This is a genomic window from Nibrella viscosa (assembly GCF_039541875.1).
GTDB lineage: Bacteria > Bacteroidota > Bacteroidia > Cytophagales > Spirosomataceae > Nibrella > Nibrella viscosa.
On the sequence record NZ_BAABHB010000014.1, the window covers coordinates 1 to 17,472 of the forward strand.

General features: G+C 51.6%; 14 protein-coding genes and 1 tRNA gene. 3 read left to right on the top strand and 12 right to left on the bottom strand.

Translation table 11 applies throughout. The features are described from left to right. Positions 1–96: 96 nt before the first annotated feature. The 6 genes from ABD931_RS23975 to ubiE form a co-directional block, all read right to left on the bottom strand. Positions 97–1,122: an HNH endonuclease gene (locus ABD931_RS23975; protein ID WP_345270557.1), complete on the bottom strand. Its 1,026-nt coding sequence runs from the start codon at positions 1,120–1,122 to the stop codon at positions 97–99. Positions 1,123–1,152: 30 nt separating this feature from the next. After that, positions 1,153–1,584, bottom strand: a complete 432-nt coding sequence (locus ABD931_RS23980; protein ID WP_345270558.1) for a very short patch repair endonuclease — start codon at positions 1,582–1,584, stop codon at positions 1,153–1,155. 266 nt (positions 1,585–1,850) lie between these two features. Further along, positions 1,851–2,693 (bottom strand): hypothetical protein, encoded by an 843-nt coding sequence (locus ABD931_RS23985; RefSeq protein WP_345270559.1) that lies wholly within the window; start codon positions 2,691–2,693, stop codon positions 1,851–1,853. Positions 2,694–2,819: 126 nt separating this feature from the next. Then, positions 2,820–2,894 (bottom strand) — tRNA-Val (locus ABD931_RS23990). A 122-nt stretch (positions 2,895–3,016) separates the two neighbouring features. After that, positions 3,017–3,745, bottom strand: coding sequence for a type IX secretion/gliding motility protein PorT/SprT (gene porT / locus ABD931_RS23995; RefSeq protein WP_345270560.1), 729 nt, complete (start codon positions 3,743–3,745; stop codon positions 3,017–3,019). After that, complete coding sequence (gene ubiE / locus ABD931_RS24000; protein ID WP_345270561.1) at positions 3,688–4,416, bottom strand: bifunctional demethylmenaquinone methyltransferase/2-methoxy-6-polyprenyl-1,4-benzoquinol methylase UbiE; 729 nt, start codon at positions 4,414–4,416, stop codon at positions 3,688–3,690. Before ubiE ends, porT begins: the two co-directional genes overlap by 58 nt. Before the next feature lie 123 nt (positions 4,417–4,539). On the opposite strand from ubiE, the gene ABD931_RS24005 reads away from it, so the two are divergent. After that, positions 4,540–5,757, top strand: a complete 1,218-nt coding sequence (locus ABD931_RS24005) for a dipeptidase (RefSeq protein ID WP_345270562.1) — start codon at positions 4,540–4,542, stop codon at positions 5,755–5,757. Positions 5,758–5,818: 61 nt separating this feature from the next. Then, positions 5,819–7,135: a Gfo/Idh/MocA family protein gene (locus ABD931_RS24010; protein WP_345270563.1), complete on the top strand. Its 1,317-nt coding sequence runs from the start codon at positions 5,819–5,821 to the stop codon at positions 7,133–7,135. A gap of 41 nt (positions 7,136–7,176) precedes the next feature. On the opposite strand, the gene ABD931_RS24015 is transcribed toward ABD931_RS24010, so the two are convergent. Continuing rightward, a complete protein-coding gene (locus ABD931_RS24015; RefSeq protein WP_345270564.1) occupies positions 7,177–7,629 on the bottom strand; it encodes an outer membrane beta-barrel protein in 453 nt (150 codons plus the stop codon). A gap of 501 nt (positions 7,630–8,130) precedes the next feature. Beyond that, positions 8,131–8,910 (bottom strand): DUF3575 domain-containing protein, encoded by a 780-nt coding sequence (locus ABD931_RS24020; RefSeq protein ID WP_345270565.1) that lies wholly within the window; start codon positions 8,908–8,910, stop codon positions 8,131–8,133. Between the two features lie 186 nt (positions 8,911–9,096). Between ABD931_RS24020 and ABD931_RS24025 the strand changes: the two genes are divergently transcribed. Beyond that, the gene (locus tag ABD931_RS24025) at positions 9,097–10,368 is read left to right on the top strand and encodes a S1C family serine protease (RefSeq protein ID WP_345270566.1); all 1,272 of its coding nucleotides are present in this window, start codon (positions 9,097–9,099) and stop codon (positions 10,366–10,368) included. Between the two features lie 7 nt (positions 10,369–10,375). Here ABD931_RS24025 and ABD931_RS24030 read toward each other — a convergent pair whose 3' ends face one another. The 4 genes from ABD931_RS24030 to ABD931_RS24045 all read right to left on the bottom strand — a co-directional run bounded on the left by ABD931_RS24030 (position 10,376) and on the right by ABD931_RS24045 (position 17,364). Continuing rightward, positions 10,376–10,996: a response regulator gene (locus ABD931_RS24030; protein ID WP_345270567.1), complete on the bottom strand. Its 621-nt coding sequence runs from the start codon at positions 10,994–10,996 to the stop codon at positions 10,376–10,378. A gap of 59 nt (positions 10,997–11,055) precedes the next feature. Further along, on the bottom strand, positions 11,056–13,341 hold the full coding sequence (locus ABD931_RS24035; protein WP_345270568.1) for an ATP-binding protein: 2,286 nt from the start codon (positions 13,339–13,341) through the stop codon (positions 11,056–11,058). A gap of 89 nt (positions 13,342–13,430) precedes the next feature. Beyond that, positions 13,431–15,812 (bottom strand): family 78 glycoside hydrolase catalytic domain, encoded by a 2,382-nt coding sequence (locus ABD931_RS24040; protein WP_345270569.1) that lies wholly within the window; start codon positions 15,810–15,812, stop codon positions 13,431–13,433. Between the two features lie 55 nt (positions 15,813–15,867). Next, positions 15,868–17,364, bottom strand: coding sequence for a capsule assembly Wzi family protein (locus ABD931_RS24045; protein ID WP_345270570.1), 1,497 nt, complete (start codon positions 17,362–17,364; stop codon positions 15,868–15,870). Between the last annotated feature and the right edge of the window lie 108 nt (positions 17,365–17,472).

Below are 17,472 nucleotides of genomic sequence, written 5' to 3' on the forward strand. Positions count from 1 at the left end.
AGCTTCCTGAAGGATAGCCAGCTTCTCGTCGGCGGTCCAGGTTTTTCGTTTTTTGCTCATGATTGCTACAAAGTTAAAAGTGATACTTTGTAGAATCTATGTCCAGCTATTTAGGGGGCTAAGACAATTTCTCTGCTCTACGTCAAAATCTAATTTCAATAAACCTGCATCAAAGGCCCAGTGACAAAGTTTGTTAAGGCATATCCCATTTTGAACCTCATTAATCCCATGTGAAGCCCACGGTAGTATATGAGCTGCATCAACGCCTGTGGAGTCAGTTAATGGAAGTTTAGGTAAATGATAACCAGTGAATAAACATTTATAATTGTAGGCTTGATTAACGTTTTGCCTGAACCGTTCTCCGCCCATACCTCTATACGCAATGTAACGCCATTTCCGGATTATTTCATTAGTTGACTGAATAATTGGTTTATCGTTATTATCAGGAAACTCAATAATAATATTAGAGCTAATGGCCATGTCAGAAGTTGAAATATCGTTTAAGCCATATATTCTTAACAATTGTCGAAGTGGGTCCTCATCCGAATCTATGATTCTTCTAATTAGAGAAGCTGTTTCAAATATATCTATTGGTTTTGCTGTATAATAAGCACGTTGGTGTGCATTGAGCAGCACTGTGGGTATCTCGTTGTTTACATCTTCTTCTGCTTTTGCCCACAGGTTAAGTATATATTTCATCCTTTGAGCAACATCCAGTATTTTGCTGCTGTCAGTATTAGATAACCTTACATAAGTTGGACGTATAACCACTTCATTATTTAGCACCTGAGCAACGTCAAACTCAATATCTGTAATAGAAAATTTATCATCAATTAATTGTAAATGCCCAAAACCAGTTTCGCTTAGCTGCCTTTTAGGCTTAGGTAGAAGCAAAGCGGCTGCCAGTAACCTGTAAATATGTTTGTCTGTACGTTCATCTATTAAACGGATACGACGCTTTCCTTGAGTGTTTCTAAGGAAATTATTAGTGTAAAGTTTCACCCCAGGAGTAAGTTCGACAACCAATTGTTTGTCAAATAAATCAGCCGTAGTAATTCCGGCATGAGTTCCTGCTAATTCGTATTCACCTCTTCCTCCGCTTGTTCGTAGTGCTATTCTCATGATTAATGTAAAGTATTCAGATTAAAAGAGTCAACTATGAGCCTTTAGCAGATTTAGCTCATTTACTACTTTGTTTAAAGTATCAGATAATACTTTAGCTTTCAACTGACATTCATAAATTACAATAATATGCCACCCTAAGGCAGCTAGCTTTGCTTGGTTCTCAACATCTCGTTTCTTGTTTCTCTCGATTTTAGGTATCCAATAATCTAGATTAGATTTTGGAAGGTTAGCTCGCTTACATCCTTCATGATTATGCCAAAAACAGCCATGAACAAAAATGGCTGTTTTGTATTTTGGCAAAATAATATCAGGCTTGCCAGGCAGCTTACTATCGTGTAAACGGTAACGAAACCCCATACTAAACAGAAACTTTCGTACTACAATCTCTGGATTTGTGTCTTTACTACGGATCCTCGACATATTGTAGCTTCGCTGCTCAGAGGTATGTACGTCTCCCACGGTTAAGCTCTTTCGTCAAAGTGTTCCTTTCCATCTATAAATGTGCGACGTTGTTGGCCTCTGAATGTCAGAGTGGCAAACACTTGAGCTAACTCGTATGCTGCCTGTCGGCTTGTAGCATCAATAGTTAACTGTTCATCAGCATACCCTATTACCTCACCGGTTAGCGGATCAGGACCAGGTTCCCGAATAACTACCACTGAGTAGGTTTTAATTATTAGCTCTTGCATCGCTTAAAGGTAAAACTTCAGTAGTATCTTATTTCATTATACAAAGCGGAAGTAGTCTCGTTCGGGGCTATATTCTATATCAACAGGTTTAAGTCTATCACCTTGGTAGTAGTTAGGATGCATAATTGTAAAGCGGTTGGCACCTAAATTCCTTCTTTCTAAGTTTATTTTCTCAAAAATATAGTGAGTTAAGGATACGCTTATAGCAAATCGTTCATTCCACTCCTCAAGGGATAATCCCTTTAAGTGCCGGCTACTGTGTTTTTCTTCGTAGTTCCAAAGCAATATATCGGATTCAAAGCTTCCCATACCATAACTATAATCGCTATGGGCAAAAGCATTTCTAATCTGGGAATGGTATGATTGAGTTATCAAGTCGGCAATCTTAAGCCCATATCGGTTAAACACTTCCCTTTGGCTGCGAATAAATTGTTGCCGGTTTGTGTGCTGATTAACAGGTGACTTCCAGTTGTATTTCTGTCTATCGATTAGCGTTGCAAGGTTATGAAGAATTTTTAAGTACTGCGTGGACTCCCAAAGATGAGCGTAGATCATCATTTCCATGCTTGTGTAAAACTTAACATGTCGATCCTTAGACTCTTCTGGAAGCCTGTCTAGAATTAGGGCAGGATTAGAATTCAAGTAGTCTACATAAAAAATGATCCTATCTAAATCCTTATACTTGTCTTCTTGGCTGTCTATTACATAAGGAGATAATTTTTGAACGTTCCCTACTAATCGTTGCTCAAATGAGCCGTTAGCCAAGAATACGATATAATCATTGTTAATAAACTGATTACGTTTAGCCCTATCAAAAACTTCTTCTATCGCTTCTCTGATGATTGGCTCCTTTTCGTCTAGCTTTTGCTTAGTTATCATGAGCGGTTCAATCTGAAGTGTTTTATATGCTACCTATGTAAGTAAATTACTGACTTGTGTAAACCAGTGTGTAAACCAAAACAAAAAGAGGCTACAACTTTCGTTGTAACCTCCTGATAATGAGGGTGGGTCCTGAGGGATTCGAACCCCCGACCCTCTGCTTGTAAGGCAGATGCTCTGAACCAGCTGAGCTAAGAACCCTTTTTTGTCCCGCCCGTTGTTGTCGTTTGGGACTGCAAATATAGGGGGGCTGATGGCCGTTTTCCAAGTTTTTGCTCAAAAAAAGTTAGACTTTTTTGTAAGGAATTGACCTTCAGAGGTCTTTATTCGAAATTCAGGTAAATCGTAACCGTATGCGATGTCAGCCGGCGAATGCTGGCGTTGGCAATGGGCGTCTGCTGAAACAGGTTCGGAATACCGTGGGAAAACCGCAGCTCCGGCGAGAACTTAAAAAACTCGAAGAACTGCTCAAAGCCAACGCCGTATTCAACCTGGAGGTCGGTGGTGTTGGTGCTGAGCCGGGTTGCTCCTAATACCTCGCGCCGGCGCACGTTGGTTTCGACGCCAAACGACCCGCCCGCTACCAGGTACATGCGGGAATTATGCCGCCGTTCAGATTTGTACTTCAGCAGCAGCGGAAACTCCAGCCAGGTAGACTCGCGGGTCAGGGTGCGGCTGGTACCGTTCGGAAAATCATAAATAATTTCGCGGCCGTAGAGCGATACTGCCGGCGTAAGCCGGATATCAAAGCGGTCGGATAAATAGCCGTTGAGGATAAAACCCACCCGGAAACCCGTGCGGCTGGGCGAGTAAATCCGGAGCGTAGTGTCCGAAATAAAGGCATTGCTGTACTTGATATTGAAACGGGTACTCGGCGCGGCAAAGTAAAAACCGTAGTGAACCGGTTTATCATCGTAATCCTGCAGGTAAACGCGTTTGATGCGTATGTCCTGGGCCTGTACCTGTGTGCCAAGTGTCCAGCAGAGCAGGCTGGTCAGGATGATTTTTGGCCAATGTAGATCGACGCAACGCCGAAAGTGAGCGGTATCCATTTTGTGTTAGTAAACCCTGCCGCTTCAAAGACACGCAAAAAGTCCGGCCCGTCCGGAAAAGCCTGCACCGACTCGGGCAGGTACGTATAGGCCGATTGATCATTACTGATCAGGCGTCCGACCAGCGGCAGAATGGTATTGGAATAAAAAGAATAGAGACGTTTAAAAACAAAGCCGCGTGGCTTCGAAAATTCCAGCACCAGGCATACCCCACCGGGACGTGTAACCCGGTGTATGTCCCGGAGGCCTTTCAGCAGGTTTTCAAAGTTCCGTACGCCAAAAGAAACGATGACAGCGTCGAATTCATTGTCTGTAAACGGCAAACGTTCAGAATCGCCCGAGCGCATTTCTATTATTCGGTCAACGCCCCGCTTCCGCATTTTCTCCCGCCCAATGGCCAGCATCCCCTCCGAAATATCGACACCCACGATCTTGCGGGGTTTCAGCGCCAGCGCTTCCAGGGCAAAATCGCCCGTGCCGGTGGCTACATCCAGAATAGTCTGTGGAGCATAGGGTTTGAGCTGCCGGATGGCTTTCTTACGCCAGTAGATATCGATACCCCCGCTCAGCAGGTGATTCAGCAGGTCGTATCTGGGTGAGATATTGTCAAACATCTCGGCCACCTGCTCCCGCTTACTGGTGTTTTTTTCTTTGTATGGTACAATCGCCATTGTTTACAAACAGAAGTGCAAAGGTACAACCTAAAACGGGTGTTTAGTAGTAAAGTTTGTCTTTCATACCGGAATTCTATAGTTTTCAGCTATATTCTCAATGTCGCATTCGTTCTGATTTTTATGACTAACTTTTTCTTTTGGACCTTATTGGTAGCGGTTCTCGGCCCCGGCGACGATGATCGTCTGGTCGCTAAGGCTAAACGGTTACACCAGCGTATTCTGACCGTAGATACGCATGCCGATGCGCCGATCAACATGATGAAGCCCGGTTTTAACATCGGGGTAACGCACGATACCTATACCGAAGACGCTCAGATCGATTATCCCCGCATGAAGCAGGGCGGAATGGATGCCATGTTCTTTGCCGTCTATACTCCGCAGGGGCCGCGCACGCCCGAAGGCCACCAGCAGGCCAAGGATCAGGCCTTTTCTATTTTCAGGAGTATCTACCGCTCACTGCAGCAGTACCCGGACCTGGCCGAACTAGCTACTACACCCGATGACGCCTATCGGCTAAAGAAGGCCGGAAAACGGGCCATCTTTATCGGCATGGAAAACGGCTACCCCATAGGGAAGGATCTGTCGCTGGTGAAAGCGTATTACGAACTGGGCTGCCGCTACATTACGCTGGCACACTTTGCCAACAACGAGATCTGCGATTCGGCCACCGATCCGGATGGCCCGCTGCACAATGGCTTGAGTGCATTTGGCCGGGAGGTGGTTAGGGAAATGAACCGGCTGGGCGTACTGATTGATATTTCGCACGTGTCGGATAATGCGTTTTACGATGTGCTGCATACTTCGAAGGCTCCGGTTATCGCGTCGCACTCCAACGCCCGGGCACTTTGCGATGCCCCCCGTAACATGACCGACGATATGATTAAGGCCGTTGCGGCTAATGGCGGGGTCATTCAGGTGAATTTTGTGCCGGAATACCTTCGGAAGCCCTCGGAGGTCCACCGGCAGGCCATTGCTAAAATCCGGATGGCTACCGTTGGTAAAGTGCTGGATGCAGCTATGCAGCAGCGCATCAACGCCCAGATCGACTCGGTTAACACGCACTTCGCCGGCGAGCAGCCAACGGTAGCCGACGTGGCCCGGCATATCGATTATATTGCTAAACTGGTCGGTGTCGAGTATGTCGGCATCGGCAGTGATTTTGACGGTGGCGGGGGCGTACTGGGTCTGGAGGATGTTACCCGGATCGAGAACCTGACGCTCGAACTGCTGAAACTGAACTATTCTGAAAGCGATATCGAAAAAATCTGGGGTGGTAATATCATGCGGGTGCTGCAACAGGCCAAAGTTCCGGAAACAGAACTACAGACCGATAAGTAACCGGGTGGCCGAACCAGCTTTTCTATATGCGGATACCTAATTCCTAAGCCTTTCTTGTATCATGAATCGTTCTGAGTTTCTGAAGACGTCGGCGCTGGCGGGCGCTGCACTGATCACGGACCCCCTGGCGGCCCGGCCGTTTATTACCCGGATGCCGGCGACCAAATACCGCACGGCCCTGATTGGCTCCGGCTGGTGGGGGACCAATATCACCCGGGCCGCCCTCCAGGCCGGCGAATCAAAACTGGTAGCGCTCTGCGATGTCGACCAGCGGCAGTTGACCAAAGCCGGCGAGGAAATTGGCAAGCTGACCAGCGACAAGCCCAAACTCTACCGCGACTACCGCGAGATGCTGAACGCCGAGAAGCCGGAGATTGTGATTGTGGCCACGCCGGACCACTGGCATCCACTTATTGCCATTGCAGCCATGCAGCAGGGAGCCCATGTGTATGTAGAAAAACCCATTGGCCATACCATCAACGAAGGCAAAGCCATGGTACGAGCGGCCCGGCAAACCGGCCGCGTGTGTCAGGTGGGCACGCACCGGCGCATTTCGCCCCACAACCGCTCAGGCATGGAGTTTCTGAAGTCGGGGAAGGCCGGCAAAATCGGCATGGTGCGGGCGTTTGTGCATTATGGCGGTGGGCCCGGCCAACCGGTGCCCGAAGAGGCACCGCCAAAAGAACTGGATTGGGACTTCTGGTGCGGTCCGGCTCCGATGCGGGCGTATAACAGGCAGATTCATCCACGTGGCTTCCGCAACTACCTCGATTACGCCAACGGTACGCTGGGCGATTGGGGTATTCACTGGCTCGACCAGATCCTGTGGTGGACGGAAGAGAAATACCCCCGCAAGGTGTACTCGACCGGTGGCCGGGCCATCAAGAAAGACAGCACCGATGCCCCCGACCATCAGGTAGCCACGTACGAGTTCGAAGATTTTACGGCTGTTTGGGAGCACCGGCAGTTTGCGGGTAACAACGCCGAAAAAACACACCCGCAGCAGGCCGTGGGCGTTTACTTCTACGGCACGGAAGGGACGTTCCACATGGGATGGCTCGACGGCTGGACGTTCTACCCTGTAGACCGCAACAAGCCCATCCTGCACGAAGATGCGCAACTGCACAAGCCCGACGACCAGAACATTCTGGAGCTGTGGGCCAATTTTCTGGACGCCATTAAAACGAATAAGCTGCCGGTGAGTGATATTGAAATCGGTCACCGCTCGACCAATATGGCCTTGCTGGGCATGCTGTCGTATAAGCTGGGCCGCAGCGTGGAGTGGGATGGTGAGAAGCAGCTTATTAAGAACGACCCTGAAGCGAACAAACTCCTCAGCCGGGAGTACCGGGGGCAGTGGAAATACCCGGTGGTCTGATTACGGGCAAGTATCCACCATTGATGCCAAAATTCAGGGGCTTATTTCTTTTTGCCTAAAGCCGCTAGTTTACGGATTGAATACCCTACGTTGAGGGAAATGGACCGGTTTTTGGTTGATACGCCACTGCGTGACAGTAAATTAGTCAGCCCCAGATCATAAGTCAGCCCCACGTACAAACCCGACGGCAACCAGTAGTCGGCACCGAAGGTAAGACCTGCATCGAACCGGTTGTAGCCTCCATTGGTGAACAGGTCTGCTTTTGTACTCTGCCCGTTGATGGTAGTTTTGGTACTGCCACCGATTGCATAGGCAACATACGGGCCAAAACCGGCAGTCCACCGGCCGCCGGTGGGGGTTCTCATGCCGTAGCGGATGTTGAGCGGCAGTTCGAGATAACTGATGCCGATGACGGATTTGAAATTGCCTGACCCGGAGCGGCCCCCCTTCCGGATAAACTGCGGGTTTGCCCAGAGAAAGAGACTCCCAGCCATATCCTTGCCAGGTGGATAAGCGCTCTCCCGTAATGAGGTGGAGCTGTAATCATTCATGAGTGAGGAACCAACCCTGTTTGTCGCAAAAACGGGCCTTGCATCATCCATACGATTTGGGCGTAAAAGCCAAACCAGTAATACAATTCCTATGTTTTCACGTAAAGCTAATTCCGTTGACGCGGAGTAACCACCTGTTGAGCTTTGTTGCTGGTTCGCAAGATCAAAAGAAAGATGAGCCGACACGTCTCTGACAGTACCACTAATGAGGTCATCATCTTTAAAACCTGGATTATTATCAGCTTCTTGAAACACTCTTTTTAATGCTTTACAGGAGGTTAAGGCAAAAAGTAAGCAAATTAAGTAAATGCATATTCTGCATGTAACACCGATACTTTGTTGCGGTTGCATAAGCTGTGCGTTTAATGGTTTAAATGATTGTTTTATGGTCAGCGCGTTTCCGGGACACAAAGACATGAGCCGCCTTGTGGCCTGTTTTGCCTGTTAAAAACTATATGCCAGCGCCAGCCCAAAGGCCCGGACGCCATAATAGGGGCCATCCAGATTGGCCGTGATGAGTGGCAGTTTAAACGATGACTGGACCGAATACAGGGGCAGTTTCGTATTGTCGATATCGCTCTTCATCCTGGTGATGTCGCTGTTCGTGAGGGTTTGCCAGTAGGGGTCGGTTCCGTTGAAAACAGCTTTTACGTTGGTGCCGTAAAAAGGCCCGAGCAGCCACAGATCAAGGCCAAGCCGTTTGCCCAGCAGAAACTGGTAACCCAGCAGAACGCCCGCACCACCGGCGTTGAAGCCGGCCTCCAGGTGCGCCTGGTGTAATCGGCCGTCCTGCGAACGGTAGGTATAGTCGTTACTGACGTCCATGTTGGCGTACCGAACAAAAGGGGCAATGTACCAGCCATGTGGTGCGTGCCCGGCCGGGTAAAAGCGGTATTCCAGCGTGGCTATCCGTTTGGTAAACAGCGTAGTTTCAATGGCTCGCCGGGCGTCCTGATTATCGCCGTATTGGTCCAGCAGGGCTTGCTTGAAGGGCAGTGGAGCGTTGGGCGAATAGCTGGCTGAAACGGTGATTGTGCTGTTTGGCGCGAGTACCCGTTCGTACTGAGCTGTGTAGCTTTTGATGATAATCCCCGAGAGGTTGAACTTTACAACGGTTCGGTTACCAAGTTGGGCATGCGTATGGCCAGTCCATAAGCAGAAAGCGATTACCGCCAACCGGGGCAGAGATAGAGGGTGTAACCCAAAACATATACGCTGCTTCATAAACATGTAGGCTTAGCGTTAGCTTACCAAAGTTCAGGTGGCATAAGTCGCCGGGGTATAGTTAGGCCTAACGATTTTTTTGGGTTGGGCCGGCAAGGGCAGAGCTATTTGGGAATAGTTAACGCTAACTATTGAGACTGGGCAACGTGAAGCTGATTTTTGGCTTTCAAATAAAGCATTCACGGGATGAAGCACAGGCTTGAAACGTTCTCGATTTGTCTATGGCTGCTGATGGGTGCGTGTTCGCCCCAGAAAATGAGCGTCGAAGAGGTTATCCGGAAGGCCGACCCGGCGGTAGTGTCGATTTCCAGTTTGCAGAACCTGAAACCGTTTTCGTCCGGCACCGGCTTTATCATTGATGCACAGGGTTTAATTGCAACCAACTACCATGTCATTCGTAATGCGGATGCGGTGGTGGTGAAGCTGGCTAACGGTAAAACATTTCCGGTGCTGGGCGTGGTGGATTACAATTTTGATGAAGAAGGATACCCGGATTTTGCCCTGCTCAAGATTGATCCCGACGAGACGCTGCCGGTTCTGCCTATGGGCGACCCCGCTAAACTGGTTCCGGGTGAGCGGGTGGTGACGATTGGTGATCCAATCGGGTTTAGTCATTCGGTGTCGTCGGGGGACTATTCCGGAGCGCGGGTATTTACGGCGGTAAACCGGCTCGATAGCGTGACTTATCTGCAAACGACCGCACCGATCTCACCCGGAAATAGCGGAGGCCCTTTACTGAATCTGTACGGAGAAGTGGTGGGTATCAATACTTTTCACAATCGGTTGGGTCAGAATCTTAACTTTTCGCTCTCGGTAGCGCACATCAATGATGCCATGATCAGACACGGCCACTCCGCCCGGTTTACGCTGGCCGAGGTGCTGGCGAAGCAGAAAGCACGGGACGAGGAACAGTTTAAGCGATATTTTACCCTCTATAATCATCCGTCCAATCTGTTCTCGATGTTGTATCCGCGCCACTGGAAAACCTATCAATATCAGTATTGGCGCTATGCCACCGATCCTGATACCAGCTATGTTCAGTCGAGTGTAATAGCGCCGGAAGGTGCGTATAATCCGCAGACGGGTTATCTGTCGGGAGGCATCCGGGTCATTTTTTATCAGCCGAGATCTGGCCAGGTATGGACCCAGAATATGGTAAATCGCTGGGGAACGGCATTCAAGCGTAGAACATTAGCCAATAACGACGGTTTTGCCTTTACACCGGATTCGGCGGCAATAGCCCTGGACAATATACCGGCGCGGATGTATAAAGCCATTGGCCAGAACGGTAATGTCCGAGAAATCGAGGTTGACCGGTTTATTGTGGTTTCTCAGCCCAATTATCTGTTATCCATCGAGCTGGCGTGTCCCAGCAGCCAGCAAGCTGATTACGATCAGTATTATGCCGCTATTCTGCAATCGTTTCGGTTTGGTATAAGATCGGGCACATGGCCCTGACATGGCTTTATGAGAGCAGTCCCTGCTCCTGAGCGAAGGTGAGCAGCGCTACCGGTGTATCGGCTCCTGTTTTGCGGGCAATGTTGCGCCGGTGGGCATTTATCGTAAACTCACTGACAAACAAGCGTTCGCTAATCTGGCGGGACGTTAAACCACGGGCGATTAGGCGAATAATTTCTATCTCGCGACGGGTGAGCTGATACTTCTGGTTGAATGGGTCGTCAACTGTTCCAGTACTGACGGTCGGGGTTTCGGGAAACCAGTTCTGCCCGGTCGCCACCGCGCTTACCGCCTTTTTCAGGGTAACGGCATCAGTCGTTTTCAAGAGATATCCGTTGGCTCCCAGCATCTGCACTTTCCGGATGTATTGCGGTTGCGTATAGCTGGTAAACACGATAATTTTCAGTAATGGGTACTGACGCACAATGGTTTTTAGCGCGGTAAGGCCATCTATTTTAGGCATGTTCAGGTCCAGCAGCAGCAGATCGACCGGCTGGCGGTGCAGGTAATCGAGCAATTGATGCCCATTGCTGACGGGCGGCAGCAGTTCTACGTCAGGCAGCTCCTCCAGAACGCTACGGAGACCGTCGAGGAGCAGCGGATGGTCGTCGGCGAGGAGTAGGCGCATAGGGTTGTGATAAACGGTCGTAATCTCAGCATTGGCTTACTGGTAACCAATAGTTAGCCCTAACTAATCGGCTGGCCCGGCGTAAGGATGGTCCGGTCGGGTAGCCGAAGCTGGTCAATCACAATGAGTGTACCGCCCTCAGGTTTGCGCAGAATGTCCATTTGTCCGTGCCGCAGGGCCACTTTGGCTCGTATGGTCTGTAAACCCTGTCCATCCGTGGCGGCAGCGGGATCAATGCCAATTCCATTGTCTTCGACCAGAATGGTCACGTATTGGTCGTGTTCAACAATCTCGACGCTGGCTTCGGTAGCCTGGGCGTGGCGGATAATATTATGAACCAGTTCCTGAATAATGCGGTAGAGGTCACTCAGGAAGGTGGTGACCAGGGGCTCGTCAAAGCCAACGACAAGGGTGTGCACGAATACCTTGCCCGATAAATTTACGCTATCGGCCAGTTCCTCCACGGCCCGGCGAAAGCCGTATTGCTCAATAAGGTGTGGGGTAAGGCGGTGACTGATACCCCGTACGGTTCCACTGATGGTATTCAGCACGGTTTGCGCCTTTTGTAATTTGCGGATAACCGGCGTTTCCGGCAAAACGGACTCCAGGGCCGACGATACATTGAGCGAAGCGACCGCCAGTAACGGATTTACATCGTTATGTAGCTGATCGGCAATACTCCGGCGCTCATTTTCTTCGGCTTCCATAACGCGCTGCATCAGGTCGATTTGCCGCTGCTGTTCGAGTTGGTCAAGCCGGCTCTGCTGCAGGGCTTCGCGTTGCCGGGCGCGGACCTGTTGCGTTCGGATCGACCAGGCCAGCAGACCAATGGCTAGGAAGGCCAGCGAAATAATGACTATGTACAGCAGGCGTTCGCGCCGGATCTGGGCGGTTCTTATTTCGTTTTCGGCATTAAGTCGGGCAATCTGCTGCTCTTTATCACGGAGCTGAACCTGAGCCATGATTTGCTGCATGGCCCGGTATTGATTCAGGCTGGTGAGCGAATCGCGTATCGCGTGGTACGTGTCGATGGCGGCACTGTAACCCGACAGATTTTTCTGTGCTTTACGCAAATTAGCCAACGCCTGAAAATAATACATACCTACCGTTGTGTACCGGTTAGCGGCCAGGTCTTTATCAAACCGGGTCAGTACGCGGCCGGCCTCCTCAAACTGGCCGGTGCGGAGCAGTGCCCGCACATAAAACAGTTCGGGAGGCATTCGTGAAAAGGCGGCTGTGGTCTGGCCTTTCGTTAAGGCCTGCCGGTAGTAACCGGCGGCCTGACTGTATTGACCTGCCTGTTCGGCCAGTAAGCCGGCGGCTATAAAGTAAGTCGGATACGGAATGCTGGTTTCAACTCCGCCAAACTGCCGCAGGCTGGTATCCAGCAGTGCACGGGCTTGTTGGAATTTCCCCTGCTGACTTTTCACGAATGACATTTCGGCGTTTAGATAAGGTGCAGACGGCCCATTAGGGTTTGGGCGAACGAGAGCATCATACACCATATCGGCAAAACGTCCGGCATTCTCATAATCGGCCAGCAGCAGATTGAGCTGAACCAGATTATACAGAACCGTTGGGCGTGGGTTACGGAAGTAGAAGGTAGTTCGTTCGTAGAAACGAGGTTTGTGGGCAAGCGTAGAATCGTCGGTCAGCGTCAGCAAACTGTCGAACGACGCAACCTGCTGCTGGGGGTTGGTCAGCGAGTAGACGGTCCGGTTGAAGCGGGCCATAAACAGTGCGTTCTTATTCGGCAGACCCTCAGCCAGTCGGATAGCCTCGTCGAAGTCGCGCCGGACAGCCTCAGGCTTGCCTTTCTGTAGCTGAGATAAGGCCCGGAAAGTACGCAGAAACGACAACGTCTCCCAGTCATTGGCCTTACGAGCCGCGTCTTCACCCAACGCCAGGTACCGGGCCAGCGAGTCGGGTTTATCCCAGTCCAGATACAATAAGGCGGTATACACAATGGCCTGGCCGTAGAGCATTGGGTTCGACTGCGCGTTTCGGCGTGCCTGCCGGAAAATAGGTTCAGCTTTGTCGAAGTGACTGAGCGATTCGTAGGCCTTACCCCAGTTAATCAGCAGAATGTGGGTCCATTGCCGGTTGCCGGTCCGCTGTATCCTGGGCAGGTACTCGGCCAGAAATGTATAGGCAAGTTCCAGATCAGTCTGACCGACGGCCTGAATCAGGTTGCAGGATTCCCGAAAGGTTTGTTCCGTAAGCGGCTGCCGCTGAAGATCGTTCCAGGCTGCCTTTGCCTGGGCAACGGTGTACGTATCAGACTGGGCGGTTGCCCATGGCGAAAACAGTAGCAGCGACATGGCCAGAAGTAAGCGGGCTACCATAGGTGCAGGACCGGAAGAGTCTACCCCAAGATAGCAATTTGCCCGATAACCGTCAGCTGGCTTTAAGCAAGGTTTTATCTTACAGGTTGTTAGAGCATAAAATCCTGACTGCCTTCTTTCAGCGCTACCGTTTTCCCTTTCCAGCGTAGCGTACCGGTCACCTTAGCCGGTAGCGTAACAGTTCCCTTCAATTCACCGTTAGCTCCTTTTTCAAACCGTACGGCAATGTCGCCGGCCGGGTGCGGCATTTTGCCTTCAACAATTTGTAGCTCGCCCAGGTACGGCTCCAGGCGTACAGAGCGGAAGCCCGGTTCGGCGGGGTTGATGCCGCATATGGTGGAAAGAAACTCGTACAACGGCGAGGCACTCCAGGCATGGCAGTCGGAGCGGGTTGGTTCCGGATTTTCAGCAAAGGTGGTCAGGCCCATCGCCAGCATATTGTACCAGGGCTTTAGCTGGGGAATCAGTTGGTCGCCCAGGCCGGCTTTCTTCATGGCCTGGAACAGGTAGTATTTGAAGTAGAAGGTAGCCTGAGTCAGGCTGGTATCCGTCATTACTTTTTGTAGCAGCGCCGGTTGCTGGGCTACGGGTACGGCGTCGGTCAGTACGGCCAGAATATTGGCGTGCTGGCTGAAACGGTTTTTCTCGGGTGTATCGGCCAGCAGGCCGCGTCCCGCATCCCAGCACTGTTTATACACCGCTTTGGTTTGCTGCCGCGCCAGCGTGCGGTAGTGCTCTGCCCGCTCGTTCTGCCCGTAATAGGCCAGCAGATCGGCCGCCCGCTGCCCGGTATACGCCTGCAGCAGGGTCAGAATGCTGGAACCGCCTTTGCGGGCACCGGCCGGTACCCCCCCGGCACTTTCGCCCGGCGCTTCCCATTTCGACCAGTCCACAAAATTCCACCATTCCAGCGGACCATTCAGGCCGGTTTTTTCCAGCCGTTGCTCGTGCCAGGCCAGAACGCCCTCAACTCCGCGCAGCAGAGGGCGGATAAAGGCGTCGTCTTGCCGGTGCATCCAGTAATCATGAAGCATGTTGACCCAGAACAGCGAAAAGGTGGGAATCACCTGGAAGTCGGCGCTCGGGTAGCGGCTCTGCGTCAGGCCGTCGCTGAAGCGGCTGTGGTCGAAATCCATAATGGCTTTACGCATCAGCCGGTCGTCGCCGGTAACGTACAGCGAGAGCATGGCCTGGATGCGGGTATCGCCGGTGTATTGTAACTGCTCGTAGTATGGGCAGTCATAATAGGTTTCGCCGGCACAAAGCTGAGCGGTGCGCCAGCCGACGTTCCAGATGTCGACCAGACTCTTCTCGTTACTGGCAAAAACTGCTTTCTGTTCGAACGGATAGCCGGTAACCTGACCGGTGAGGTCGTCCAGCACCACCGGCTCCCGGCCGGTTTCAACGGTCAGTTGCAGGTAGCGGTAGGTCCGAAACCAAAGCGGCCGGAAGGTTCGTCTATTGCCACCATCGGCCACAAACTGGTCTTCAAACCCAACGAGGGTCCGGCCGTTTACTTCATTACGGTTCCCCTTCTGCCCTTTGTTGTCGACCAGGGCTTCCGCGTAAGCCAGCGTAATTACGGCTCCTTTGCCCCGGCTGACGGTCAGTTCGGGGTAAGCGTTGGTGAGGTGACCCTGGTCGAGCAGGAAGATAGCGCGGGTTTGGGCCGGTACGGTTACCGGCGCTTTACCTTTCAGAAAGTCGTCGGTCATCCGAACATATTCGGCCCGACGCACGGTGCTGAGCCGTTGGGGGGCTTCGGCCATCATGGGTATTGTGCGCGGTACCAGTTGCCAGTTGCCGTCGGTGCCCAGGCCACGGGGTTTGGCCGGGAACCACAGGGGGCGGGCGGCCGGCCAACTGCTGTCGTTGAACCCCGCCTGCTCCCAGCCCCAGGGATATTGAGCGGCATCGACCCGGTCACCGTCGCCGACAACGATGTAGGTATGCAGCTTAGCGTTGTCGTTCCGGATGGGGGAGTAGGCCGTGTTTTGCTGCACCTTCCAGGTGTTGTCGGTATTGACAACCTTTTCCGCGTCACCATCGCCCTGCACAATAAAGCCGGCCTGGTAGCTCATCTGGGCAAACGGAGCCGACTCGCCCAGGTACCAGACCTGAGCGGCCAGCGTGTTATTGCCGGCTTGCAGATAGGGCGCCAGGTCAAGCGTTTCGTAGTTCCAGTTCTGGAGGTCGCTGCGGGCCGGACCAAGTGCAACGGGCCGGCCATTGATAAACAGGCGGTAGCGGTTATCGGCGGATACGTGAATAACGAAGCGGCCTGGTTTCTGGGGCAGACTGAACGTTTTGCGAAAATGATAGACCCCATATTGTTTGCCGGCGGCTGTAGGATGCATGATCCATTTGGCCGTCCAGTAGTCGGTCTGCCACCGGGTAGTTGGTTTCAAGGGTTGGGCAAGGGTAATAAGGCTGGTTGCCAGCAGCAACCATACCGCACATAAGTTCTTCATGTAAAGCAGGTAATAGCAGATTAGCTACGCAAGTTAGCGACAATTGGCTGAGCGGCTACCAGTTTTTTTTCACACTCAGAAAGCCACCGATGGTATTGACATACATCTGCCCCTGGTCCAGGGCGAGTGAGGCCGTCAGCACCGTACCCGGTAGGTGCGGAAGCGGAACCTGGGCCGATAGTAGGGCCGAAAACTGGTTGAGTACGGATGGGTATTCTCCCACAAAGGAGCCGTAATTGCGGCTAAAAGATGTCCGTAGCCGCCAGTTGATGCCGTTCAGGAACTGACCTTCTGCACCGGCATACCAGACCGCAACGCGGGTATTGGGAAAGAAGTTCTGGCCCAGCGGCTGTGTTTCCGGCCTGAAGTCGGTACGGGGCGCAATGAACGGCGTGCCGATGGTCCGGCCTTTATACGACCACCCCTGCTGGTACTGGGCGTGGTTAAAATAATTGTCCTGGCCCTGGTAAATTGAGTTCGGTACATAAAACGTGGCTCCGCTCTGGTCGAGGGTACTGATAAATTCCAGCACCACCCGGTTTACCCGGAAGCGGCCTGTGGCCGGCATTAGGTTTTTCCGGTGCCAGCTCAGACCGGTCAAGCCATCGGGAATATTGACCAGCATAAGGCCTGATTTATCTTCAAAAATATGCTGGTGGTACAGCAGAAAGGTCATCTGCCGGGTATCTACTTCCAGACCGGCATCGTAGCTGCCCAGATTATTCCCGACCGAATACAGATCAAAGGCAGTAATATCGGTAGTTTGCCAATCACTCGGTATAAGCCCCGTAACGGCCGCTGCGTAAGCCTTGAGCGAAGACGGTAGCCGGCCGTCGGCATCGGCCCGATCCGGAAAGTTACGGAGAAAGTCGGCCTGACCGCCCCACTGCACCTGATGGTTGACGCCGATATGCGCCTTAACTACCCAATTGGGCTTGCCAAAACGTCCAAAGAGGTATTTCTGATGCAGATACGCTCCTTTAATGTAATCGACATTATACCAGGCGTGGGCATAACCGGCGTTGATAGCCAGAAAACTCCACAGAAAGGTAAGCGGTACATAGCCGGTGGTGGCTAATTGTACCTTGGGAACGGGCAGGGCATTGCCGGACCAGATAATAAACCCCGAGGACAGAGTAGAATCCCCCAGACCGATCAGTTCACGGCGACGACCTATATACAGTTCAAGCGCCCGGAACCGGCCTTTCAGGTAAGCTTCGGGCAGCAGCACCTGGCTTGTTTTACCGGCGTTGACCACCGGATTTATCCCAAAACCCCAGTCCCATTTTTTGGGGGCGGTCATGTTATCCGGCCGGGCATAACTCTTAACCAGATAGGCTCTCAGAGTCACTACCGGAGCCGATAGGGGTACTATGCCAAACTGATTGGTTCGTAACCAGAACGGCATAGATGATGTGGAGGCTACCATTCCGCCTGCTTCCATCCCGGCCTGCAAAGTATCTTTTCGAAGAATGATCTGGGCAGGACTGTTACCCGGCAGGATACAAATTACGGCCAATAGACCAGCCAGGCGAAGAATTATTCCATCCATGGACATACTGCAAGTAAAAAATGGATTGGGCACCAATTTAGCAGGAATCTGTAAGGGGCGAGCCAGTAGCAGGCAATCTCTTAGTAAGTTTTCTTGCCGAATACTAAA

Excerpts from the sequence above, each read along its gene's own strand:
- ABD931_RS24040 (WP_345270569.1), bottom strand. The coding sequence starts at position 15,812 with ATGAAGAACTTATGTGCGGTATGGTTGCTGCTGGCAACCAGCCTTATT.
- porT (WP_345270560.1), bottom strand. The coding sequence starts at position 3,745 with ATGGATACCGCTCACTTTCGGCGTTGCGTCGATCTACATTGGCCAAAA.
- ABD931_RS24020 (WP_345270565.1), bottom strand. The coding sequence starts at position 8,910 with ATGAAGCAGCGTATATGTTTTGGGTTACACCCTCTATCTCTGCCCCGG.
- ABD931_RS24025 (WP_345270566.1), top strand. The coding sequence starts at position 9,097 with ATGAAGCACAGGCTTGAAACGTTCTCGATTTGTCTATGGCTGCTGATG.
- ABD931_RS23985 (WP_345270559.1), bottom strand. The coding sequence starts at position 2,693 with ATGATAACTAAGCAAAAGCTAGACGAAAAGGAGCCAATCATCAGAGAA.
- ABD931_RS24045 (WP_345270570.1), bottom strand. The coding sequence starts at position 17,364 with ATGGATGGAATAATTCTTCGCCTGGCTGGTCTATTGGCCGTAATTTGT.
- ABD931_RS23975 (WP_345270557.1), bottom strand. The coding sequence starts at position 1,122 with ATGAGAATAGCACTACGAACAAGCGGAGGAAGAGGTGAATACGAATTA.
- ABD931_RS24030 (WP_345270567.1), bottom strand. The coding sequence starts at position 10,996 with ATGCGCCTACTCCTCGCCGACGACCATCCGCTGCTCCTCGACGGTCTC.
- ABD931_RS24035 (WP_345270568.1), bottom strand. The coding sequence starts at position 13,341 with ATGGTAGCCCGCTTACTTCTGGCCATGTCGCTGCTACTGTTTTCGCCA.
- ubiE (WP_345270561.1), bottom strand. The coding sequence starts at position 4,416 with ATGGCGATTGTACCATACAAAGAAAAAAACACCAGTAAGCGGGAGCAG.
- ABD931_RS24015 (WP_345270564.1), bottom strand. The coding sequence starts at position 7,629 with ATGGCTGGGAGTCTCTTTCTCTGGGCAAACCCGCAGTTTATCCGGAAG.
- ABD931_RS24005 (WP_345270562.1), top strand. The coding sequence starts at position 4,540 with ATGACTAACTTTTTCTTTTGGACCTTATTGGTAGCGGTTCTCGGCCCC.
- ABD931_RS24010 (WP_345270563.1), top strand. The coding sequence starts at position 5,819 with ATGAATCGTTCTGAGTTTCTGAAGACGTCGGCGCTGGCGGGCGCTGCA.